Below are 23,040 nucleotides of genomic sequence, written 5' to 3'. Positions count from 1 at the left end.
ACGGGTAGATAGGGCCGGATCGCGCCTGTTTACAACGGAAGTTCCGGCTCGCGCCGGGCGTTGCGGCGGGCATTGGTCACTGCGGGCGAGGCGGTGGAGCGGACAAAGCTCCAGCGGATCGAGGGGGCCTGGCGGGCGTTCTGACGGATCACGATCTGGGCGGTGCGGCGCGGGCCGTCATTGCCGGCCAGGAATACGCTGTCCTCGAGATCGACCTTGTCATCCAATGCCTCGAAGGTCCAGACGTCGCGGTTCGGCAGCACCAGCATGACGCCGCGCGCATCCGACAGCCGGCTCGCCTTCACCGCCGGATGCAGATGGAAGCGCAGCGCGAAATCGGCATCGGCGCCCTTGAAGCGTCCGCCCTGCGGCGGCGACAGCGCGTCCTCGCCGTCGATGCGCGCGCCGTCATTGGCGATCATCAGCACGCGGCGGTGGATCGCGCCGAACTTGGCGAGATAGCCGTCATGCGAGGTCGTGAGCAGCGTGCCGTTCTGCACGACCTCGCGATAGCTCTCGACCTCGACCGGGCCGCTGGTAACGGGCGCGCCGTGCAGGAGCCGCTTCATCGCCGACATCTCGACGAACTGGCATGACGACGTCTCGTGATAGGTCAGGGTCGAATGCGCCGCCGTGCTGCGCGCGAACGGCCGCCAATTGTCGCGGCCGGTGGTCGGCATGCCGCAATTGGTGACGATGCGGCTGATGCCGGACGACAATTCGAACGAGAGGCAGCCGGCATGGGCGTCGTGACTGACGCCGGCCGGCGGCGGCGGGCCGGTGTCGATGATCACAGTGGTCTGGCCGGCATCGAGGCGCTGAAAGCCGGTATGCGGCATGTTCGCCATCGGCGCGCCGTGGGTGTCGTCATAGGCAAGCAGCGTGGCGAGCAGGTCGGATGATGTCGCGCTCATGCCGTTGAACAGGGCGAAATTGCCGTCGCCGTGCCGGAAGAAGCGCAGCATCGGCATCATGCGGTCGATCGCATTGAGCAGGGCCGGCGGCGGCGCGATATTGCGCGCGGCAAAAGTCTGCCGCAGCGGCAAGAGGTCGATCAGGAGCTCGATCAGCGCCCCCGGATTGCGCGAGATGTGGCCGCCATCGGGCAGGATCTGCCGCTGCAATTCGTCGGACAGCTTCTTGGAGGCGCTGCGGATGTGACGCGTCTGGTTGGCGAGGCACAGGGACGCATAGCACAGCGCGATCAGCACCTGCAGCTTCGGCACCCCGTCCGGAATGTCGACCATGGTGTAGCGCAGGAAGCGGATCTCGCGCGCCAGCGCCCGCAAGTAACGGCGGTAGAACTTGTTGTCGGTCTCGCTCAGCACCAGCGGCGCCTGCGAGAGCAGCGAGATCACGCGCCTCGCCAGTACGTCGGCGCGCCGCGCGACGGGGCGGCGCTTGTTGGCGGGATTCGAGATCCAGTCCTCGATCAGCGCGCGCGCATTCGCCCGCGTCAGCGCCGTATCGGCGGCGCGCAAGTGCCGCAGCCAGCCGAAGCCGAGCAGCGCAACCTCCCAATCCTCCGACGGCGGCTCGAGGTCGAAGATCGAGCGGCCATGGCAATTGACGATCTTGCCGGCAAAGACGAAGCGACCGGCATAGATCTCGGCAGCGCGAGTCGCATCCGCGGTCCGCAGGTCATGCGGCGCGATGATCAGCCGGTCGGTGCGGCCGGGCCAGACTCGCGACAGCACAACGGAACCGCCGCTCGCGCGCGCGAGCATGTTCCGCGCGAAGCGGTTCATGACCAGCGTCGAGATACGTCTGCGTTGAGCGACCGACACGCCTTGCCTTGATGGGGAGAGGATCAGTGACGAATCCTTATTAATCCCAAAATCGAACGCCTGACACCACCTTGAACGGCGCGAATCAGGGTCGTGGTCGCAAAATCCAGTGCAAAATCAGGATTTAACGAGCCGGGCCGCGAAAAATCCGTCGAGCCCGCCGAGCCTGGGATCGGCGTTCGGCAGATGGCAGGGCAGGGTGCGCAGGTCGCCGTCCCCGTTGAGGATTTCGTCGAGGCCCGCAACCTCCGATGCCACGATCGGAGCGCGGCGAAGCGCGGGCTCGGCGGCGAGCAGTGCCGCCACCGCCTGCTCGCCCTCCTCGGGTTCCAGCGAACAGGTGCAATAGACCAGCGTCCCGCCCGGCTTGAGCAGCGACACCGACTTGCGCAGCAGCCGCTGCTGGAGCGCGGCCAGGGTAGCGATGTCGGAGTCCTGCCGCAGCCATGCGACGTCGGGATGCCGGCGGATCGTGCCGGTGGAGGTGCAGGGAGCATCGATCAGAATACCGTCGAACGCCTCCGCCGGGCCGGCCCATTCCACGGCGTCAGCGACGACGGTCTCGGCTTGCAGCGACAGCCGCGCCAGGTTTTCGCGCAAACGCGCCACCCGCGCCGGCGAGCGGTCGATCGCCGTGACCTGCGCGCCCGAGAGCACCAGCTGCGCGGTCTTGCCGCCAGGGGCGGCGCAGAGATCGGCAATGGACTTGCCTTTGACATCGCCGAACAGCCGGGCGGGCAACGCGGCGGCGGCGTCCTGTACCCACCATTGTCCTTCGGCGAAGCCGGGCAGCATGGTTACCGCACCATGCAGCAGCATCCGCACCGTTCCCGTCGGCAGCATCTCACCATGCAGGCGGCTTGCCCATTGGGCGGGATCCGATTTCACCGTGAGATCGAGCGAGGGCTCGTGGCCGAGCGCCGATGCCATGTCTCGTGCGGTCGCCTCGCCATAATGAGCGCTCCAGCGCGCGAGCAGCCATGGCGGCAGATCCAGCGATTGCGTCGCGACCTCCTCGACCAGCGCCTTGCCCTCGCGCGCACAGCGGCGCAGCACGGCGTTGACGAGCCCGGCATAGCGCGCGGCGCGGCGGTCGGATTGCACGAGGCGGACGGAGAGATCGACCGCGGCGTGATCCGGCACGTCCATCCAGAGGATCTGGGCGGCGCCGATCAAAAGTGCGCTCTGCGCGCGTGGCGCGTCGGAGGGAACGCCCTTGTCGAGCAGGCGGGACAGCACATGGCCGAGCGTGCCGAGCCGGCGCAGCACGGTGGCGACCAGGCGCCGCATCAGCGCGCGGTCGCGGTCGGCCAGCGTCTTCAGTCCGGGATGGGCACCGCCGCCGTCGAGCTGGTCGTCGAGCGTGCGGTGCTTGTGCAGCACGCCGTCGACGATGTCGGCGGCAATCCGTCGCGCCGCAAGGCCGGGCACTTCGGACGGAGGGACGAAACGTTGAGATGGCATGCGGAAGCAAGGTTCTGAACGAGCGGCAGTTCCGCCGCGATGGGCGCATGCCTTGAGAAGGCGATCTCTGACACGCGAATATGCCAAATGTAAGAATCGCTTGCGGGTTTTTCAGCGCTCCGAGCCGATTTCAGGAATGCGTTATTGGGCATCGCGTTGTGCGCGGTCCTGCGCTAGAAAGCGCGGCGATGAGTGACCCCGTTCCCGATCGCAAGCCGCTGTCGCCGGCCGCCCAGCGCGCGCTGGCCGAGGCTGAGGCGCGCCGGCAGGCTGCGGCCGCCAAGGCCAAGGATGAGGCCAAGAACGAGACCAAGGCGAAGGAGCTGCATGGGCCGCAGGGGCCTGAGCCCACCCGCTACGGCGATTGGGAGCGCAAGGGCATCGCTTCCGACTTCTGAGCTTGCAGTCGGAGCGGCTGGATAACGCTGGCAGATATCGTCCCGGTCGTCACAGGTAGTTGTGCGCTCGCAAGTAGCGGATGATGCGTTCGCAGGCCGCCTCGCTCGACAGCTCCGAGGTGTCGATGGTGATGTCGGGCGCCAGCGGCGCTTCGTAGGGGGCATCGATGCCGGTGAATGCCGGCAGCTGGCCCGACCTAGCCTTGCGATAGAGCCCCTTGGGATCGCGGCGCTCGCATTCGGCAAGCGGCGTCGCGACATGGACCTCGATGAACTCGCCCGCTTCGAGCCGCTGGCGCGCCAGCTCGCGCTCGCTGCGGAACGGCGAGATCAGCGCCACCAGCGCGATCAAGCCGGCCTCGACGAACAGCCCCGCGATCTCCGCGACGCGCCGGACGTTCTCCGTTCTCTCCGCGTTGGAAAAGCCGAGGTCGCGGTTGATGCCGTGACGAAGATTGTCGCCGTCGAGCAACGCGGCATGGCGCCCGAGCTCGGCGAGCCGGCTGTCGACGAGATTGGCGATGGTCGATTTGCCGGCGCCGCTCAGACCCGTGAACCAGAGCACGCAGGGCCGTTGCTGCTTCAGCTGGGCTCGCACGGATTTGTCGACCGCAAGCCGCTGCCAATGAACGTTGGTGGCGCGGCGGAGCGACATGTCGATCATTCCCGCCGCGGCAGTGCGATGGCTGATCGGGTCGATCAGGATGAAGCTGCCCATCTCGCGGTTGTCGCGATAGGCCTCGAACACCAGCGGGCGGTCGAGATCGAGATGGACATAGCCGATCTCATTGACGTCGAGCGTGGCGGCGCTTTCCCGCGCCATGGTGTCGATGGCGATCCGGTGCTTGAGTTCCGTGATCACCGCGCCGGTCGAGGCGGTACCGCACCGGAGCAAATAGCGCCGGCCGGCGACCATGGCCTCGCCATCGAACCAGACGAGATGGGCCGCGAGCTGATCCGACACCGGCGCTGCAGATCCGGCGGTCAGCACGTCGCCGCGGCTGACGTCGATCTCATCGGCGAGCGTTAGGGTGATGGACTCGCCCGACCTTGCGTGATTGCGCTCGCCGGCGGGCGTGAGAATGCGCGCGATGCGGGTCTGGTGTCCCGACGGTTGCGCGCGAACGGCATCGCCCACCGAGATCGTTCCGCTCGTGATCCGTCCGCAGAAGCCGCGAAAATCCGCATGCGGCCGGCTCACCCATTGCACCGGCAGCCGGAACGGCTGCTGCGAGGCGTCCCCGGCCACGTCCACGGATTCCAGATAGGCCGTAACGGTCGGTCCCTCGTACCAGGGCATGCGCGTGCTCGCGGTGACGATGTTGTCGCCGTCGGGCGCCACGACCGGGATGCACTGGACCTGGGAGATCCCGAGCTGACCGGCCAGAGTCAGGTATTCGGCGGTGATGGAAGCGAAGCGATCGCCGTCAAATCCGATCAGGTCCATCTTGTTCACGGCGAGCACGACGTGGCGGATGCCGAGCAGCGACAGGATGTGGCTGTGACGCCGCGTCTGCGTGATCACGCCCTTGCGCGCGTCGACCAGCACCACGGCGAGATCGGCATTCGAGGCACCGGTCGCCATGTTGCGCGTATATTGCGCATGTCCCGGCGTGTCGGCGACGATGAAGCGGCGCAGCTTCGTGGCGAAGAAGCGGTAGGCCACGTCGATGGTGATGCCCTGCTCGCGCTCGGCCTGCAACCCGTCGACCAGCAGCGCGAAGTCGAGGTCGCCGCCGGTGGTGCCGGCGGACTTGCTCTCCGAGGCGAGCGCGTCGAGCTGGTCGTCGAGCAGCGTCTTCGAATCGTAGAGCAGCCGGCCGACCAGCGTGCTCTTGCCGTCGTCGACGCTGCCGCAGGTGACGAAACGCAACGTCGGGCGATCGTCCTGCTCGAGCCGCGGCGCATCGGCGGCGGCGATCGCCGGTGCCTCGTGATAGGACATCAGAAATAACCTTCCGCCTTCTTGCGCTCCATCGATGCGGGGCTGTCCCGGTCGATCATGCGTCCCTGTCGTTCGGAGGTGCGCGACGCCATCATCTCCTGCACGATCTCGGGCAGGGTTGCCGCCATCGAGCTCGTTGCGCCGGTGAGGGGATAGCAGCCGAGGGTGCGAAACCTCACGGAGCGCCATTGCGGTTCTTCGCCGGGCTGCAGCGGCATCCGGTCGTCGTCCACCATGATCAATGCTCCGTCGCGCTCGACCACGGGGCGCGACGCTGCGAGATAGAGCGGAACGATCGGGATGTCCTCGAGCAGGATGTAGTCCCACACGTCGATCTCGGTCCAGTTCGACAGCGGAAACACCCGCATGCTCTCGCCGGGCGCGAGCCTCGTGTTGTAGAGGCCCCACAGCTCCGGCCGCTGGTTCTTCGGATCCCAGCGATGCGCAGCGCTGCGGTGCGAGAACACGCGCTCCTTGGCGCGCGACTTCTCCTCGTCGCGCCGCGCGCCTCCGATCGCGGCGTCGAAGCCGTGGAAGTCCAGCGCCTGTCGCAGCGCTTGCGTCTTCATGACGTCGGTGTAGCGGGCCGAGCCGTGGGTGAAAGGGTCGATGCCCTGGCTCAATCCGTCATTGTTGGTATGGACGATCAGGTCGAGGCCGAGCTCGCGCGCGCGTCGGTCCCGAAACGCGATCATCTCGCGAAACTTCCAGGTCGTATCGACATGCAGCAGCGGAAACGGCGGCTTGCCGGGATCGAAGGCCTTCATCGCCAGATGCAGCAGCACCGAGGAATCCTTCCCGATGGAATACAGCATGACCGGCTTGCGGAACTCGGCCGCCGTCTCTCGCAGGATGTGGATGCTTTCCGCCTCCAGACGGCGGAGGTGGCTGGCGACGTGACGCTGCTTGCCGCCAGCACCTTCACGGAGTGCGGAATCGGCTCCGTTGGGAATGTCCAGCATGACGATCACGCAGCCGCAGCAAACCAGTCGCCGAACAGACGTTGCGACAGTGCCGCATTCAGGCCGAGATCGCGAACGCAGGCGGCGACCGCGACGCGATAGGCATCATTGACCCCGCAGCGCTCCAAAGCCTCGCGTTGCGCTTCGCTCAGAGAGGCCGTCGCACGGCGCTGGTAGCGATAGGCACTGTCGGAGGTGTGCAAATTGGGCACCTTGTAGATCGTCGCTTCGCTCGGGAAGATGACGCGCGCATTGTTCGCGTGCGAGTCCCCCGGCTCACGCCAGGACGTCACGGCATTCTCGTTGAAGCTGCCCGAAAGGCCGATCCGTTCGAACAGGACACGAACCGAGGACACGGCCTCCTTGCTCACCTCGTAGACGTAGTGAGTGACGGCAACGCCCTGTCGCTGGGCGTAGCTTGCGACTTGAGCCGCGCTGAGCGCGGCGACGACATAGTGCCGCAGCAATACATCTTCAGGCGCGCGCGAGATCAGCTTGTCGAGCCACGATGCCAGTGAACTCGCCGGCTCACGGTCGAGCATGATGAGATGCAGCCGGTGCCGCGGATAGCCCGCCTCGATCAGCAGCTTGAGCGGATTGAACAGGCTCTCGGCGAGCACGTAGGGCCCGATCGTTTCCTTGCTGAAGATGTGCGGCTCGTCGTCTGCCGACGGCACGGCCCACGGCGCCGGCCTCTTGCCGACGAGCGCATCGCGCAGCATGGCCTTCAAAGGCTGATAGTAGGAAGGCATCCCGGTCATGCCGAACAGATTGCTCAGGGCCGTCGATCCGACGCGCGCCTTGCCGCATGCAAAATAGAGCATGGGAAAGTCTTGCGGCGAGCGATGCCGGAAGCCGTCCGCCAGGCACTCCGTCACCTCGCGCATCAGTGTTTCGAGCGCGACGGTCCTGGTTTGGAACCCCTCCACCGGCGGAAGCAGCGTGGTGTCGAGAGAACTATCTTGCTGACGAACGAGTTCGGCGATTCGCTCGAGCGAATCGGGGGACGACGCATCGATATTCATGGCGGGGGACTCGCTGAACAAGTTCCGCAAGCGAGTTGCTTACGGATCAATATTCAACCTAATGTTGATTACGACACCGGTCAAACCCGGGAAATCCCGGGGGCTTCATAAATGTCCGGCGAGCACGGCAATCGTGCTCGCCGCTCCGTTGCGCATTACGCGGCGCGCACGGTGCTGAGAAACTTCTCGACTTCGGTCTTCAGGAGGCTGCTTTCGCTCGACAGCGAACGCGCCGACGCCAACACCTGTCCCGACGCCGCGCCGGTCGCGCTCGCGCCATGGCTGACCTGGGCGATCTTGTCCGCGACTTCGACCGTTCCCTTGGCGGCTTCGCTGACGTTTCGCGCAATCTCGGCCGTCGCTGCGCCCTGCTGTTCGATCGTCGCGGCAATGGTCGTCGAAATATCGGAGATGCGGCCGATGGTCGTTCCGATTTCCTTGATCGCTCCGACGGAGTCCTGCGTTGCCGATTGCATGCCGGCGATCTGCGAGCTGATTTCCTCGGTCGCTCGCGCGGTTTGCGCCGCGAGCGCCTTGACCTCGCTCGCCACGACCGCAAAGCCGCGGCCGGACTCGCCGGCGCGCGCCGCCTCGATCGTTGCGTTTAGCGCCAGGAGGTTGGTCTGTTCGGCGATCGCCGTGATCAATCTGACGACGTCGCCGATGCGGCCCGCCGCCTTGAGCAGCTCGTTGATCCGGGCATCGGTGCGCTCGGCTTGCTTGACCGCATCGCCGGCGATACGGCTGGAATCGTGCACCTGACGGCCGATCTCGACGACCGACGTGCTCATTTCCTCGGCTGCGGAAGCCACCGCCCCGACATTGGTCGAGGCTTCCTCCGAGGCGGCGGCGACCATTCCGGAGAGCTGCTGGGTCTGTTCGGCCGTACCCGACAACGTGCCGGCCGCGGATTCGAGCTCCTGGGATGCGGCTGACACCGAGTTGATGATGCCCCCGACCGCAGTTTCGAACGCGTTGGCAAGCCGCGTCATCTCCTGCTTGCGCTGAGCGGCCGCAGCGGCTTGATGGTTCTTCTGCTCGGCTTCCATCTGCTCGATGCGGATCAGATTGTCCTTGAAGGTCTGTGCCGCGCGGGCGTTGTCGCCGACCTCGTCGCCACGGCGGGTGTAGGGAATTTCGATCGCCTTGTTGCCTCCGGCGAGCTGCAGGAGCACATCGCCGATGCGACGGATCGGACGGGCGACGTTCAGGACGGAAAAGACTGCGGAGCCGACCAACGTCAGGACGACGAATAGGCCGACGATCAAAGCGAAATTGGCGACGCGGTCCAGCTCGGCCAGCATCTCGCCCTTGCGGCGCGCGGCGAATTCGTTGGCGACGCCGACGAGATCGTCGATGCGCTTGCTGACTTCCTGCGCTGCCGGACGCATATGCTCTGCGAGAATACTTGCCCTGGCCGACTCTGCTGCAAGCTTGGCGCCACCCGAGGGGGCGGCGATGACCGCCTTTTGCGCCGCGGCGAGCTCGACGCCGCTGGCCAGATACGCATCGACGAATTTCTTGGTCTCGCGGTAAGCGTCCTGTGTGACCTTGCGGGTCGCCCGCTCTCTCGCGGCATCGATTTCAGTGCCGGCTTCGCCGGCCCGGGTACGGAGAAGCTCAAGGAGCCTGTCCACCTCTCCGGCTGACGGTGCCGAGCCGAGTTCGAGAGCGGCGAGCTGCGCGCGTGCCATCGCCGTCTGAGCCGCCTGCGCATTGCCCTTGTTGAGATAGTTGATCGTGACGAGGCGATTGGATTCGGCAATGGAGCGGTTGCCGAGCATCTGATTGGTCAGCATGCCGGCGACCAGCACGACGCTCACGCCCGTCACGATGCCGAGCTTTGTTCCAATGCGAAACCTGAATGACCTCACGGCAATCTCCCTCGGTTTGTCGTATAACAGCTATTCGCAACCAATGATTGAGAATTGGAAAATATTCGCGGATCCCCAGTAGAACTACGGCTGACCTCTTTGACAGAGGAACTTTAGTGCATGGCCTCCGGCGCATTCGGCGTCGTTTATGGACGCGCTCGTGCTTGTGAGTTCCCCCGACTCAGACATAGCGTGAGTTGATGCGTTTCCAGGATCGCCCCAATTCCTACCGGCCGCAGTTCAGCGGCTCGCCGTTCGGCCGCCGCTTCTCCGGCCTATTGCCCTGGATGTTCGTGGTGGGCATCGCGCTGGCCGTCGTGCTCACATTCCGTCATGGAACGCACTGGCTTGTTCGCGATACCGATCGCAATGGAGATGCCGAGATCGTTCTTCAGCAGACCGGCCACGCGGATGTGCGTCCGGTCGAATTCATCCGCGCCATCGATGGCGACACTTTTCTCGCCCGTGTTCGTCTGCACGAGGGACGCGTTCCCGTGGTCCGCATTCGGCTGCGCGGCATCGATGCGCCCGAACTGAAAGCATCCTGCCAGGAGGAGCTGGACAAGGCCGAAGCTGCGGCCCGTGCCTTGCGCGATCTGCTCGGCCAGGGCGGCGTGACCATCAGCAATCTCGCTCCCGACAAATACGGCCGAGTCCTCGCCGACGTCGCGACCCGGCGGACTGCGAACGTCTCGGCGGCACTGCTCGCCGGCGGCTTCGTGCGCAGCTACAATGGCGGCCATCGCGACGGCTGGTGCGCGCGCGGCTGGCGGTTCTGGCAATAAAAAGGCCGCGTCGAAGACGCGGCCGGCCTTTCATTTCATCTCGGCTGATTCAGGCGATCAGCGCGTCACGACCACCGTCGTGCCGACGGAGACGCGGCCGTAGAGATCGGTGATGTCGTCGTTGAGCATGCGGATGCAGCCATAGGAGACGAAGCCGCCGATCGAGCCCGGCACGTTGGTGCCGTGGATCGCATATTCGCCGCCGGCGAGCGTCATCGCCGCAACGCCCATCGGGTTGCGCGGCGAGCCGCCGGGAATGACGTCGGGGATACCAGGCTTGTCGCGCTTCACCTCGGCAGGCGGCGCCCAGGCCGGATTGAGATATTTGCCGTCGATCTTCGTGGTGCCGGCCCACTGCTTGCCGGCCTTGCCGACGCCGACCGGATAGCGCACGGCCTGGCCGTTCCCGAGGATGAGATAAAGCCGCCGCTCGCTGGTTTTGACCACGATGGTGCCCGGCGAATAGTCGGCCAGGTGCGCCCCCACCATTTCTGGCCGCGCCTGCGCCGCCGTCGACGTCAAGGCCCCAGCCGCGATGGTGGCGGCCAGCGCCACCGCAATCCTCATCGACATCGATGCTTCCCCTTGCCCAAAACGGATCGTCCAAAATGACGCAGAACCGGCAATCGTCGCCGCACCAAGCCCTCGTCGATGCTCATTCTTAACCGCGCCCGTTAACCCAATGGTTTCCACGCGCGGCTGCCGAGGGCAGGCCAGCAGGGGGAACAAAGGAAATGTTCGAAATAAAGTAAATGACCAGAAAACAACACTCGACGGGAAAGATGCAGGCGCGCTGCCGCGCCCGCTGACAACAGCGTGAGGGTGTGAATGGCCGTTGGTTGAGAGGGCGCGCTGACGCGAAAACTAATCGCGTGTCCCGGATGCGCTGCAGCGTGAAACGCTGCTGTGCAGAGCCGGGATCCAGGAAGCTACACGTTCTTACGTTCGGGCCCCGGCTCAGCAGCGCACCGCTGAAGGAGCGCTGCGCTGCGTTCGGGGCACGAACTCGCCTTACGCCGACTTCTTGTTCTGCCGGTTCTTGACGAGATCATCGACAACGGCGGGATCGGCGAGCGTCGAGGTGTCGCCGAGGCTGCCCGGCTCGTCCTCGGCGATCTTGCGCAGGATGCGGCGCATGATCTTGCCGGAGCGGGTCTTGGGCAGGCCCGGGGCGAACTGGATCTGGTCGGGCGAGGCGATCGGACCGATCTCCTTGCGCACCCAGGTCACGAGCTCCTTGCGCAGCTCGTCGCTCGGCTGCACGCCGGCCATCAGGGTGACATAGGCGTAGATGCCCTGACCCTTGATGTCGTGCGGGAAGCCGACGACGGCGGCTTCCGACACCTTCTCATGCGCGACCAGCGCGCTCTCGACTTCGGCGGTGCCCATCCGGTGGCCGGAGACGTTGATGACGTCGTCGACGCGGCCGGTGATCCAGTAATAGCCGTCGGCGTCGCGGCGGCAGCCGTCGCCGGTGAAGTATTTGCCCTTGTAGGTCGAGAAGTAAGTTTGTTCGAAGCGGGCGTGGTCGCCGTAGACCGTGCGCATCTGGCCGGGCCAGGACCGCGTCAGGCAGAGATTGCCTGATGTCTCGCCTTCCAGCACCTTGCCGTCGGCATCGACGATTTCAGGCACCACGCCGAAGAACGGCTGGGTGGCCGAGCCGGGCTTCAGCTTGGTCGCGCCCGGCAGCGGCGTGATCAGGATGCCGCCGGTCTCGGTCTGCCACCACGTGTCGACGATCGGGCAGCGGTCGTCGCCGACGACGCGGTGATACCACTCCCAGGCTTCGGGATTGATGGGCTCGCCGACCGAGCCGAGCAGACGGAGCGAGGCGCGCGAGGTCTTCTTCACCGGTTCGTCGCCGGACTGCATCAGCGCGCGGATCGCGGTCGGCGCGGTGTAGAAGATGTTGACCTTGTGCTTGTCGATGACGTTCCAGAACCGCGAATTATCCGGATAATTCGGCACGCCCTCGAACATCAGCGTGGTCGCGCCGTTGGCGAGCGGCCCATAGAGAATGTAGCTGTGGCCGGTGACCCAGCCGACGTCGGCGGTGCACCAGTAGATGTCGCCGTCGTGATAGTCGAAGACGTATTGATGCGTCATCGAGGCGAACACGAGATAGCCGCCGGAGGTGTGCAGCACGCCCTTGGGTTGGCCGGTCGAGCCCGACGTGTAGAGGATGAACAGCGGGTCCTCGGCGTGCATGTGCTCGACCGGGCATTCCGTGGTCACCATCGCCGCCGCCTCGTGGTACCAGAGGTCGCGCGTCGGGTTCATGTCGACCTTGGCGCCGGTGCGCTTGACCACGACGACCCAGTCGACGCCGTCGGCCTTGCTAAGCGCCGCATCGACATTGGCCTTCAGCGGCACCTTCTTGCCGCCGCGCAAGCCTTCGTCCGCGGTGATGATCACCTTGGATTGGCAGTCGTTGATGCGTTGGGCGAGGCTGTCAGGCGAGAAGCCCGCGAACACCACGGAGTGGATCGCGCCGATCCGCGCGCAGGCCAGCATTGCGTAAGCAGCTTCCGGGATCATCGGCAGGTAGATGGTGACGCGGTCGCCCTTCCCGACGTTGCGGGTGCGCAGGATGTTGGCCATCCGGCAGACCTCGTCATGCAGCTCCTTGTAGGTAATGTGCTTGGACTGCGAGGGATCGTCGCCCTCCCAGATGATCGCGGTCTGGTTGGCGCGTTTGGCGAGATGCCGGTCGATGCAATTGTAGGCGACGTTCAGGATGCCGTCCTCGAACCATTTGATCGAGATGTTGCCCGGCGCGAACGAGACGTTCTCGATTTTCGTCGGCGCCTTCATCCAGTCGATGCGCTTGGCATGCTCCGCCCAGAAACCGTTCGGGTCCGAGATCGAGCGGGCGTACATCTCCTTGTACTTGGCCTGGTCGACCCAGGCGCGCTTCGCCCACTCCGCGGGGATATCGTAGATCTTCTCGGACATGCTTCCCTCCACATGCGGCAAGCTCAGGCAATGCCGACATCATCATTTGATGGATTATGCGTCGGGCTAACCGGACCCGACAAGGAGCACAAGCTGGACCTTCGACGGGCAGCCGGCCATGCGGAGAATCAAGCTCCGGAAGGCCCGCTGTCGCAAATCTGAAACAGGGCCGACCGGCAGTTTCCGGCTCGTTCACCCAAACCGCCAGAACAGAGACCGCAGAGCCCCATGCGGCGAGGAGAGGTATTTGGCAACCTCCTCTCACTGATTCGGGACTCGCATTCGTGTTCGGAACACCCTAAATGGCCAACCCGGGTCCAAAGAGACCCCTCGGAACAAAAATCACAACAGCGGCATTGATCGACAACAGGACAGGGCTAAGGCGTAAGACCATGATGGATCAGCAGAATCTCGGGACGATACGGCCCGCTTCAGCCGATCCTGCAGCCATTGCCCTGGCCAAGGCCCTCGGACAATGGCCGAAACCGGGCGGTTTCAGGCGCCCGAGCCCCAAGAAGACCTACGACGCGGCGCCTGCGGCGACGGTCGAGGCCCTCGCAAAGGAGCTCGGCTTGCGGCTCGGCGACCAGAACGAGCTGACCATCCGTCGTATCAGGCGCGGCAAGGGCTATTCCTTCGTCCGTCCCAACGGCGCGCATATCCGCGACGCCCGCACCATCCGGCGGCTGCACGCCATGGCGGTGCCGCCGGCCTATCGCGAGGTGCGCTACTCCGCCGATCCGAACTCGCACCTTCAGGCGGTGGGCCGCGATGCCGCGGGCCGGCTGCAATACCGCTATCACGCCGACTGGGAGAAGGTCCGCGAGCAGCGCAAGGCGCATCGCCTGGCAAAGCTCGTCGGCGCGCTGCCGAAAATCCGGCGCAAGGTCTCGGCGTTCCTGTCAGGGGACGAGCCGACGCGCGAGTTCGCGCTCTCGGCTGTGATCGAGCTGATCGCGCGCACCGCGATCCGCCCCGGCAATGAATCCTACGCCCGCCTCAACGGCACCCGCGGCGCGACCACGCTGCTGAAGTCCAACGTCACGCTGGAAGACGATTGTTTCGTGCTGACCTTCAAGGCCAAGGGCGGCAAGGCGGTGCGCAAAGAGTGCGACGCCGCCAAGCTGGTGCGCGCTATCGGCATTTTGCAGAGCGTTCCCGGCAAGCGCATGTTCCAGTATCGCGATGCCTCCGGCATCGTGCGCGCGGTCAACACCACCCAGGTGAACGCGTTTCTGCGCGAGATCGCCGGCATCAAGATTTCCCTGAAGGATTTCCGCACGCTGATGGCGTCCGCCGTCGTGGTGGAATCGCTGTCGCGGATCACGCCGGCGAGCAGCCAGCGCGGCCGCAAGAAGCAGGTGCTGGATGCGATCCGCGCCGCCGCCGACCAGCTCTCCAACACGCCGGCGATCTGCCGCAAGAGCTACGTCCACGACACCATCGTCACCGCCTTCGAGGAGGGCATCCTCGAGCGCTTCGCCGCGACCATGACGGGTCAGCGCTCGCAGGCCAGGCGCGAGCAGCTGCTGGCGCAGGTGGTGGCAACCGCGGCGGTGTAACGACACGGCCGTAGCAACCTGATAGTTGCTACAAGAACTACGTCCTGGCCGAGACACCCTTGTCCGGACCGGGATCGCCGCCTGCGGCTGCGATCGTGAGCCGCTCAAGGTAGTGCGCCCAACCCGTTGCATGGGCGGCCGCCTGCGCTTCGTTCGGCAGGCCGCTATGGGTCATGCGCAGCAGCGTGCCGCCGTCCTGCTCGATCAGGTCGATCTCGATCAGGCTCGAGCCGGGCGGCACTTCCTGACCACCCTCCCAGCCGAACGTATAGGCCAGACGATGCACCGGCACGACCTCGCGGAACGCGCCGCGGGCGGCGGCGCCGTCCGGGCTGACGCCCTTGAGCAGGTAGAGCCCGCCGGGATAAGGCTCCGTGGTTGCGTCGGAGCCCATCCAGCTCAGGATCTTTTCGGGGTCGGTGAGGTAGGCGAAGACAGTGGCGCGCGGGGCCGCGATCTGGGTCTCGCGTCGCACTATGAATGGCTCGGGCATCGGCGATCATCCCTGGTCTGACGATGGGACATGGCGGTGGCTCTGCGCTCCGTCAAGGATTGCCCGTGGCAAAGACGGCCCTGTTTCGCCATGATCGCCTCATGCAGCTCTCGCCGACCCTCGCCTGGCTCCTCGATGCGGCCTCGGATTGTCGCGGGGCCGACCACCTGCTGGCGGAACTCGGTGCGCATCTGGTCGCCGATGGCGTGCCGCTCGCGGCAGGCGCCCTGACGCTGGAGGTGCCGCATCCGCTGATCGCGAAGCGGACCTGGCTGTGGCGCGCCGATAGCGGCCAGGTGATCGAAGCGCTCGGCTTCGCACCGGGCGGCCTCGCGCCCGATCCACCCGACGACGCCGGCCGCCGCTGGCTGCGCGACATCGCCGGCGGCGAGGTGCATGAAGATGTCGCCGGACGGTCCGATGGGCCGCTGCTCGACTGGATCGGACCGCGTCCGTTCACGGCGGATCAGATCGAGCAATTGCGTCTAGCCGCGCGTTTCGCCGCGACGCCGCTGGCCCTCCTCGCCGCGCGCGCCACCTTGCGGGCGACGCTCGATGCTTACCTCGGCACGCGCAGCGCGGAGCGGGTACTGGCGGCGCCTCTGCGCCGCGATCTCGGCGAGACTATCCAGGCCGCACTGCTCTATGCGGACCTGCGCAATTTCACGAGCCTATCGGAGACCGTCCCGCCGGCCGATGTCATCGCGGCGCTCGACGCGTGGTTCGATCGCATCGCCGGCGCGGTTCACGCCTTCGGCGGCGAGGTGCTGAAATTCATCGGCGACGGCGTGCTCGCGATCTTTCCGGTGCTCGAGGCGTCCCCGCGCCGCGCCTGTGACGCTGCTTTGCGCGCGGCAAGCGCAGCCGAAGCCGGGATGGCGTACCTCAACAAGGAGCGCCGCGCGCAAGGGCTGCCGCCTTTGTTGTTTGGCGCCGCGCTCCATCTCGGCGAGATGCTCTGGGGCAATATCGGCGCCGCGAACCGGCTCGACTTCACCGCGATCGGCCCCGCCGTCAACCTCGCCAGCCGTCTGGAGGGATTGTGCAAGCCGCTGGGCCGGACGGTGCTGGTGTCGGGCGCGCTCGCCGCCGAGACGGAGATGCCGCTGGTTGCGCTCGGGTCGCATGAGCTGCGCGGCATCGCCGCGCCGTGCGAGGTGTTTGCGCTGGCGGAGTCGCAAGCCCGGATATCGTAGCCCGGATGGAGCGAAGCGTAATCCGGGATCGGGCTTCAATCGAGACTTTCCCGGATTGCGCTGCGCTCCATCCGGGCTACGAAACGACGTAACTACATCCCGCCCATCTTGCAGACGAGCTTCCACTCCTCTGCCGTCACCGGCTGCACGGAGAGGCGCGAATATTTCACCAGCGCCATATCCGCGAGCTTCTTCTCCGCCTTGATTGCGGCCATCGTCACCGGCGTCTTCAGGGGCTTGTCGGCCTTGATGTCGACGCAGACGAATTTGCCGGTCTTGTCGGTTGGATCGGGATAGGCCTCCTTGATGATCTCGGCGATGCCGACGATCTCCTTGCCCTCGTTGGAATGATAGAAGAACGCCTTGTCGCCCTTCTTCATGCTCACGAGGTTCTGACGGGCGGTGAAATTGCGCACGCCGGTCCAGGCCTCGCCCTTGGCGCCCTTCGCAACCTGCTGGTCCCAGGACCACACCGACGGTTCGGATTTCACGAGCCAGTACGCCATGCTTATTCCTCTGCCTTGAAGGGGCGCGTCATCAGCGCCGAGATCGCGGCATCGATCGTGCTTCGGCCGCTCAGGATCGATGCGACCGCCTCAGATACCGGCAACTCGATATTTTGCGAAGCGGCGAGCTCGATCAGCACGGGGGCGGTGAACTCGCCCTCGGCGAGCTTGCCGGCGGGAGGCTGCTCGCCGCGTCCGAGCGCGAGGCCGAGCGCGAAGTTGCGCGATTGCGGGCTCGAGCAGGTCAGAATGAGATCACCGAGGCCCGACAGGCCGGTGAGCGTCTCGCTGCGTGCGCCGAGCGCACGGCCGAGGCGCGTCAGCTCGGCAAAGCCGCGGGTCGTGAGCGCCGCCTGCGCGGAGGCGCCAAGCTCGCGCCCGACCGCAATGCCGACCGCGATCGCCAGCACATTCTTGGCGGCGCCACCGATCTCGACGCCGCGAATGTCGGTGGAGTGATAGGGGCGGAATGTCGGCGAGCCCAGCGCCTGTACCAGGCTGCTGGCGAGCGCCTCATCGCCTGCCGCCAGGGTCACTGCCGTCGGCAGGCCGCGTGCGACGTCGTCGGCAAAGCTCGGCCCCGACAGGATCGCCGGCTGCGCGTGCGGCGCGGCCTCGGCGATCACGTCGGTCATGAACTTGTGGGTGCCGTGCTCGATACCCTTGGCGCAGGCGACGATCGGCACCGCCTTCGTGATGTGCGAGGCCAGCATGTTGACCGCACCGCGCAAATGTTGCGCCGGCGTCGCAATCAGCAGCATGTCGGCACGCGCGGCGAGCGCCAGATCGCTCGTCACGACGAGCTCAGGCACGATCCGAATCCCGGGCAGCCGCGGATTGTCGCGCGTCGATGCGATCCGCGCGGCGTGCTCGGCATTGCGTGCCCACAGCGTCACGTTTCGCCCTGCTCGCGCCGCCACCGTCGCCAGCGCCGTACCCCAGGCGCCCGCGCCGATCACTGCGACGGATTGGAACGCGGTCATCCCTAGAATCCCGCCCGAGTCTTGCCGTAGCCCGCGGGCGCGGTCGCGTTGGCATCGAGCAGCCAGCGTGCGCGCGGCTGCGCGTCCATCGTGTCGGTCAGGCCAAGCGCCAGGCGCTCGGCGCCGGCCCAGGCGATCATGGCGCCGTTGTCGGTGCACAGCGCGGGCGGTGGCATGATCAGCTGCGTCCCGGCCTGCTTCGCGACATCGTCAAGCGCGCCGCGGATCGCCTGATTGGCGGCAACGCCGCCGGCGGCGACCAGCGCGCGCGGTGCGCCGAACTGCTCGCGGAAAAGCCTGAGGCCGACGCTCAGCCGGTCGGCCGTTGAATCGAGCACGGCGGCCTGGAAGCTCGCGCAGAGATCGCTGATGTCCTGCGGCATGAGCTCGGCCAGCCGGCTCGCTTCGGTGCGCACCGCCGTCTTCAGTCCCGACAGCGAGAAATTGGCATCGGGGCGCCCCTGCATCGGCCGGGGAAACGCAAAGCGCGTGGCATCGCCGCCTGCCGCCGCGCGCTCGACCTGCGGGCCGCCGGGATAGGGCAGGCCCAGCATCTTCGCGACCTTGTCGAAGGCCTCGCCGATGGCGTCGTCGACCGTGGTGCCGAGCCGCACATACTGGCCGACACCGGTGACTGCGACGATCTGGGTATGGCCGCCGGAGGCGAGGAACAGGCAATAGGGAAATTCGATGCCGTCGGTGAGACGCGGCGTCAGCGCATGCGCTTCGAGATGATTCACCGCGACCAGCGGCGTGTCGTGCACCATCGCGATCGCCTTCGCGGTGGTGAGTCCGACGATGACGCCGCCGATCAGCCCGGGCCCCGCGGCCGCCGCGACGCCGTCGAGCTGAGCATAATCGATGCCGGCCTCGTTCATGGCGCGGTCGATGATCCCGTCGAGCACGTCGACATGCGCGCGCGCGGCGATCTCCGGCACCACGCCGCCGAAGCGGGCATGCTCCTCGATCTGCGACCGCACGATGTTGGACAGGATCTTGCCCTTGCCGTCGGCCGCGCGTTCGATCACGGCCGCGGCGGTCTCGTCGCAGGTGGTTTCGATGCCCAGCACCAGCATTGGCGAATTGTTATCCAATTTGCGCCCTTGCGCTCATCCATAAAGCAGAGTTCTGGTACGTCCGGTAGCATCCCGGGGTCGGCTTGCGCAATCGTCACGCGCAGCCGTTCTGGTCAATGCGTCACCGCCAAATGGTCCGGGAACAGCAGCGATGTCCATTCTTGTCACACGGCCGCATCCCGACAATGCGGCGACGGCGGACAATCTGCGCACGCGCGGGCATGCGGTACTGCTTGCGCCGGCGCTCAAGCTCGAGCCGGTCGCCTTCCAAGGCGAGAGCGAAGTTTCTTATGATGCCGTTCTCGTCACCTCGGGCAACGCGATTCGAGCCATAGCGCCGCAATTGCCGGACCTCGGTCTGCTGGAGCTGCCATTGTTCGCGGTCGGCGAACATACGGCTGCAGCGGCGCGAGAGGCCGGTTTTGCCGAGGTGATCGTCGCCGGGGGCGACGCCGCGTCCTTGCGCGACAAGGTGATGCAGAGCGCGCGCGACAAGGTGCTGAAGAAAAACAGCACGCTGTTGTATCTGGCGGGCGCGGATCTGTCGCGCGACCTCGGCGGCGAGCTCGGTGCGGAAGGTTTCCACGTGGTGACGCAGACGACCTACCGCATGGCGCCTGTCAAGCATCTGCCGCGCGAGGTGTGCGAGGGCTTTGCCGCCCACGGAATCGAGGCGGTGCTGCACTACTCCCGGCGCAGCGCACGTGCGTTCCTCGATGCGGCGCGGGACGAAGGTGTCGAAATTTCGGCGCTGGCGATCCCGCATTGCTGCCTGTCCGAGACCGTTGCGGGCGTGCTGCGCGATGCCGGCGCGTCACAGGTTCTGGTGGCCGCAACGCCGGACGAAACTGCCTTATTCGACACCTTGGAGCGTGCGTTGCGGACCCGTTTGGCGTAAAGGTCGGGCCGAATCCGACGCAATCTAATCCACCCTGGTATGGAAGTGTGAGGAACCGTCACGATGGCCGACGACAAGCCTGAAGACGCTGGATTGGCGCCCGATCCGGGTCGTGCCAAGCGCACCCCGCCCACCATCGACCTCGAGGCGACGGAAGTCTCGACCCAGCCGCAGCAGGTCGCGGGCGAGCCCGAGGCATCCGAGCATGTCGCGCAGGAGCAGGCCAGGGTGGAAGAGCCCGGCTCGGAACAGGTCAAGGCCGAGCCTCAGTCCGAATCTGCAGAGCAGCAGGCCTCCGCGGCGGTGCCTGTATCGGCGCCGATTTCGCCCTGGGTCATCGCGCCGTTCTCCGGCGTTGCCGCGGCTGCGGTCGTGATCGCAGTCGGCTGGATGCTGGGCTGGCCCGCGGTGCAGGCCCCGCCGGCCGCGCCGCAGGTCACCAGTGCGACCGTCGATGCGCTGAGCGGACGCGTTGCCGCGGTCGAAGCCAGGGCCGCGAGGCCGGCGGCCGATCCGGCCCAAGTCGCGCGGATCGACGCGTTGGAGAAAGCGGCGAGCGCACTGCGCGGCGACATCGCCAATTTGCGCGCACAGTTCGATAAGACGGCGAGCGCACTGAACGACGCGAAATCCGCGTCGCCGAGTGCCGCGCCCGATCTTGCCGCGCTCATCGACCGCATCGCTCAGCTCGAGCGCGCCAGCAAGACCGAGCGGGCCGAGCTTGCGCAGCAGGGCGAGAAGATCGCCGAGGCCAAGACGATGGACGACAAGCCGCTCCGCTATGTGGTGGCGGCGTCCCTGCTCGACGTTGCCGTTCGCCACGGCGATCCCTATCAATCGCAATTGGCGGCGGCGCGATCGCTGGCGACCAAGCCCGATATGCTCAAGCCGCTCGAGGCGTTTGCATCGTCCGGCATCCCGACATCGGCGGCGCTGAGCCGCGAGCTCCTCAATATCGTGCCGAAGCTGTCGCCGCCGGCTGAAGCTCCGTCGAGCGAGGCCGGCATTGTCGAGCGGCTCCAGGCCGGCGCGTCAAAGCTCGTGCGGATCGAGCGCACCGATGGCGTCGGCAACGATCGCGGCGCCATCGTGACGCGCGTCACGGCGGCGGCGCTCCGTAGCGATTTCGCCGAAGCGCGGCGCGAGCTGAAGACGCTGCCCGAGGCTGATCGTGCTCCGGCGCAGGCCTGGCTCGACAAAGCCGACGCCCGCGACGCCGCGCTCGCCGCGTCCCGCAAATTCGCCGACGATGCCATGGCGGATCTCGCCAAATCTACTCAATAAGATTCGCGCAACAATCGGCGCGTATAGGGATCGCCATGCTTCGCATCGTCCTCTTTCTCGTCTTGATCGCACTGGCGGCGGCCGGCGCGGCCTGGGTCGCCGACCAGTCCGGCGATCTCGTCCTGACCGCGGGCAGCTTCCGCATCTCGACGACGCTGCCAAGGTTCGTGTTCTTGCTCGGCCTTTTCGCCGCTTCCGTCGTGCTGGTCTGGAGCATCCTGACGACGATCTGGCGCATGCCGGGGCGCTTGCGCCGACGCCGTCATGACAAGCGCCATGCCCGCGGCCGTCATGCCATCACCCATGGCCTGCTCGCGATCGGCCACGGCGATTCCGCGCTCGCGCGCCGGCACGCCGAGGCGGCGCGGCGGCATGCACCGAACGATCCGCTCGCACTGCTTTTGCACGCGCAGTCGGCGCAGCTCGAAGGCAATCGCGACGAGGCGCAACGCGTCTTCCGCGCCATGGCCGAACGCGAGGACACGCGGCTGCTCGGCCTGCGCGGTCTCTTCATCGAGGCGCAGCGCGCCGATGATGCGGTCGGCGCCGTGATGATTGCGGAGGAAGCGATCAAGCTGTCGCCGTCCGCGACCTGGGCCTCGCACGCGGTGCTCGGCTTCCGCTGCGCGCGTGGCGACTGGAGCGGCGCGCTCGCGATCCTCGATTCGAATCTGTCCGCGGGCCTGATCGACAAGCAGACCTATCGCCGGCAGCGCGGTGTGCTGCTCGCCGCGCGTGCGCTGGAGCTGGAAACGATGGACCGCGACGTCGCGCGCGAGAGCGTGATGGAGGCGGTCAAGCTCGCGCCGACCCTGGTGCCGGCGGCCGTGCTCGCGGCAAAATTCGAGAGCGAGGCGCATCAGGTGCGCCGCGCCATGAAGCTGGTCGAAGCCGCCTGGCTCGCCAATCCGCATCCCGATCTCGCGGATGCCTATGCGCATGTGAAGCTCGGCGATTCCGCGTGGCACCGCTTGCAGCGGGTAGAAACTCTCGCCGCGAAGACCCCCGCCGACAAGCCCGGTTATGTCGAAGGGCAGCTCGCGATCGCGCGTGCTGCGATCGAGGCCTCCGAGTTCGCCCGCGCGCGCGAGGTGCTCGCGCCTTATCTCAAGGATCCGACCCAGCGCGTCGCGCTGCTGATGGCCGAGATCGAGCGCACAGAGCATGGTGACGGCGGCCGCGCCCGCGCCTGGACCTTGCGCGCGGTGCGCGCCCGGCTCGATCCCGCTTGGACCGCGGACGGCTATGTCAGCGACCGCTGGCGTCCGGTCTCCCCGGTCACCGGCCGCCTCGATGCGTTCCAGTGGCAGGCGCCGGTCGCGAGCCTGCCCTCGGACAAGGGCCCCACGCTCGAATCCTCGGCCTTCGAGGAAGCCATGCTGGCCGCTCCGCCGCCGAAGCGGGTGACCGCCGCTCCCAGCGAAGCCGCGGTGGAACCGCCGGAGGTGGCCCCGCTGCCGGCACCGGCCGCGCAGGACAATTCACCCCCTCAGGCCAAGGACGCCGCGAAGGAGGCTACCAAGGAAGTGGCCAAGGAGACTGGGGAGCAAACTGCGAAGGTCGACGAGCCGGTCGTCACGCCCGCCGAGCCGGCGAATCCGGCTCCGGCGCCCGCCGAATCATCGCCGCCGGCGCCGACGCCGGTCTTCCGGACCCGGGCCGACCTCAGCAAGCCCGCATCGGCGCCGACCCAGACCGTCATCCCGATCGTCCGCGCACCGGACGATCCCGGGATCGACGACGACGGCCCAAGCGACGAATTTACGGAACAAATCGGCACGCCCAAAGCCCAGGCGGGCGGCTGGCGCGGATTCTGGTCCCGCTGGGGCGCGTGAGCGGTATTT

The 23,040-nt window shown here is 66.5% G+C and carries 19 protein-coding genes; 7 read left to right on the top strand and 12 right to left on the bottom strand.

Annotated features, from left to right (window positions below):
* Window positions 1-29: 29 nt before the first annotated feature.
* Window positions 30-1,748 carry a heparinase II/III family protein gene (locus I6F17_RS26915; protein ID WP_036038852.1) on the bottom strand — a complete coding sequence of 573 codons (1,719 nt, stop codon included), beginning with the start codon at window positions 1,746-1,748 and terminating at the stop codon, window positions 30-32.
* A 156-nt stretch (window positions 1,749-1,904) separates the two neighbouring features.
* On the bottom strand, window positions 1,905-3,251 hold the full coding sequence (locus I6F17_RS26910) for a transcription antitermination factor NusB (protein WP_109141989.1): 1,347 nt from the start codon (window positions 3,249-3,251) through the stop codon (window positions 1,905-1,907).
* Window positions 3,252-3,439: 188 nt separating this feature from the next.
* On the opposite strand from I6F17_RS26910, the gene I6F17_RS26905 reads away from it, so the two are divergent.
* Window positions 3,440-3,649, top strand: a complete 210-nt coding sequence (locus I6F17_RS26905) for a DUF1674 domain-containing protein (RefSeq protein WP_225127447.1) — start codon at window positions 3,440-3,442, stop codon at window positions 3,647-3,649.
* 49 nt (window positions 3,650-3,698) lie between these two features.
* Here the strand turns inward: I6F17_RS26905 and cysN are convergent, their stop codons facing one another.
* The 4 genes from cysN to I6F17_RS26885 form a co-directional block, all read right to left on the bottom strand.
* A complete protein-coding gene (gene cysN, locus I6F17_RS26900) occupies window positions 3,699-5,594 on the bottom strand; it encodes a sulfate adenylyltransferase subunit CysN (RefSeq protein WP_225127449.1) in 1,896 nt (631 codons plus the stop codon).
* Complete coding sequence (cysD, locus tag I6F17_RS26895; RefSeq protein ID WP_225127452.1) at window positions 5,594-6,556, bottom strand: sulfate adenylyltransferase subunit CysD; 963 nt, start codon at window positions 6,554-6,556, stop codon at window positions 5,594-5,596. The genes cysN and cysD overlap by 1 nt, the downstream gene beginning before the upstream one ends.
* Window positions 6,557-6,561: 5 nt before the next feature.
* Entirely contained in the window at window positions 6,562-7,581 is a 1,020-nt protein-coding gene (locus I6F17_RS26890) for a sulfotransferase family protein (protein WP_225127454.1), read from the bottom strand.
* 155 nt (window positions 7,582-7,736) lie between these two features.
* On the bottom strand, window positions 7,737-9,455 hold the full coding sequence (locus tag I6F17_RS26885) for a methyl-accepting chemotaxis protein (protein ID WP_225127455.1): 1,719 nt from the start codon (window positions 9,453-9,455) through the stop codon (window positions 7,737-7,739).
* Window positions 9,456-9,655: 200 nt separating this feature from the next.
* Here I6F17_RS26885 and I6F17_RS26880 point away from each other — a divergent pair, with 200 nt between their 5' ends.
* On the top strand, window positions 9,656-10,240 hold the full coding sequence (locus I6F17_RS26880) for a thermonuclease family protein (protein WP_225127456.1): 585 nt from the start codon (window positions 9,656-9,658) through the stop codon (window positions 10,238-10,240).
* Between the two features lie 57 nt (window positions 10,241-10,297).
* Here the strand turns inward: I6F17_RS26880 and I6F17_RS26875 are convergent, their stop codons facing one another.
* Both I6F17_RS26875 and acs read right to left on the bottom strand, forming a co-directional pair.
* A complete protein-coding gene (locus I6F17_RS26875; RefSeq protein ID WP_036024233.1) occupies window positions 10,298-10,813 on the bottom strand; it encodes a L,D-transpeptidase in 516 nt (171 codons plus the stop codon).
* A gap of 438 nt (window positions 10,814-11,251) precedes the next feature.
* Complete coding sequence (acs, locus tag I6F17_RS26870; protein WP_225127458.1) at window positions 11,252-13,198, bottom strand: acetate--CoA ligase; 1,947 nt, start codon at window positions 13,196-13,198, stop codon at window positions 11,252-11,254.
* Between the two features lie 392 nt (window positions 13,199-13,590).
* Here acs and I6F17_RS26865 point away from each other — a divergent pair, with 392 nt between their 5' ends.
* Complete coding sequence (locus I6F17_RS26865; RefSeq protein WP_225127460.1) at window positions 13,591-14,760, top strand: DNA topoisomerase IB; 1,170 nt, start codon at window positions 13,591-13,593, stop codon at window positions 14,758-14,760.
* Window positions 14,761-14,797: 37 nt separating this feature from the next.
* On the opposite strand, the gene I6F17_RS26860 is transcribed toward I6F17_RS26865, so the two are convergent.
* The gene (locus I6F17_RS26860; RefSeq protein ID WP_225127462.1) at window positions 14,798-15,253 is read right to left on the bottom strand and encodes an SRPBCC domain-containing protein; all 456 of its coding nucleotides are present in this window, start codon (window positions 15,251-15,253) and stop codon (window positions 14,798-14,800) included.
* 101 nt (window positions 15,254-15,354) lie between these two features.
* Between I6F17_RS26860 and I6F17_RS26855 the strand changes: the two genes are divergently transcribed.
* Window positions 15,355-16,449, top strand: a complete 1,095-nt coding sequence (locus I6F17_RS26855; protein ID WP_225127527.1) for an adenylate/guanylate cyclase domain-containing protein — start codon at window positions 15,355-15,357, stop codon at window positions 16,447-16,449.
* Between the two features lie 92 nt (window positions 16,450-16,541).
* On the opposite strand, the gene I6F17_RS26850 is transcribed toward I6F17_RS26855, so the two are convergent.
* The 3 genes from I6F17_RS26850 to tsaD are packed head-to-tail and all read right to left on the bottom strand — an operon-like array spanning window position 16,542 to window position 19,008.
* Window positions 16,542-16,955: an EVE domain-containing protein gene (locus tag I6F17_RS26850; protein WP_036002930.1), complete on the bottom strand. Its 414-nt coding sequence runs from the start codon at window positions 16,953-16,955 to the stop codon at window positions 16,542-16,544.
* Between the two features lie 2 nt (window positions 16,956-16,957).
* A complete protein-coding gene (locus I6F17_RS26845; protein ID WP_225127464.1) occupies window positions 16,958-17,938 on the bottom strand; it encodes an NAD(P)H-dependent glycerol-3-phosphate dehydrogenase in 981 nt (326 codons plus the stop codon).
* 2 nt (window positions 17,939-17,940) lie between these two features.
* Window positions 17,941-19,008, bottom strand: coding sequence for a tRNA (adenosine(37)-N6)-threonylcarbamoyltransferase complex transferase subunit TsaD (gene tsaD, locus I6F17_RS26840; protein ID WP_225127529.1), 1,068 nt, complete (start codon window positions 19,006-19,008; stop codon window positions 17,941-17,943).
* A gap of 157 nt (window positions 19,009-19,165) precedes the next feature.
* On the opposite strand from tsaD, the gene I6F17_RS26835 reads away from it, so the two are divergent.
* The 3 genes from I6F17_RS26835 to I6F17_RS26825 all read left to right on the top strand — a co-directional run bounded on the left by I6F17_RS26835 (window position 19,166) and on the right by I6F17_RS26825 (window position 23,031).
* Window positions 19,166-19,912 (top strand): uroporphyrinogen-III synthase, encoded by a 747-nt coding sequence (locus I6F17_RS26835; protein ID WP_225127466.1) that lies wholly within the window; start codon window positions 19,166-19,168, stop codon window positions 19,910-19,912.
* A gap of 63 nt (window positions 19,913-19,975) precedes the next feature.
* Complete coding sequence (locus I6F17_RS26830) at window positions 19,976-21,196, top strand: hypothetical protein (RefSeq protein WP_225127468.1); 1,221 nt, start codon at window positions 19,976-19,978, stop codon at window positions 21,194-21,196.
* A 35-nt stretch (window positions 21,197-21,231) separates the two neighbouring features.
* Window positions 21,232-23,031, top strand: coding sequence for a heme biosynthesis HemY N-terminal domain-containing protein (locus I6F17_RS26825; protein WP_036002914.1), 1,800 nt, complete (start codon window positions 21,232-21,234; stop codon window positions 23,029-23,031).
* Window positions 23,032-23,040 lie beyond the last annotated feature (9 nt).

This window comes from Bradyrhizobium sp. NBAIM18, from assembly GCF_020193825.1.
Taxonomy (GTDB): domain Bacteria; phylum Pseudomonadota; class Alphaproteobacteria; order Rhizobiales; family Xanthobacteraceae; genus Bradyrhizobium; species Bradyrhizobium yuanmingense.
The sequence above is the reverse complement of the archived record's forward strand: the minus strand, read 5'-3'. Positions and strand labels throughout refer to the sequence as shown.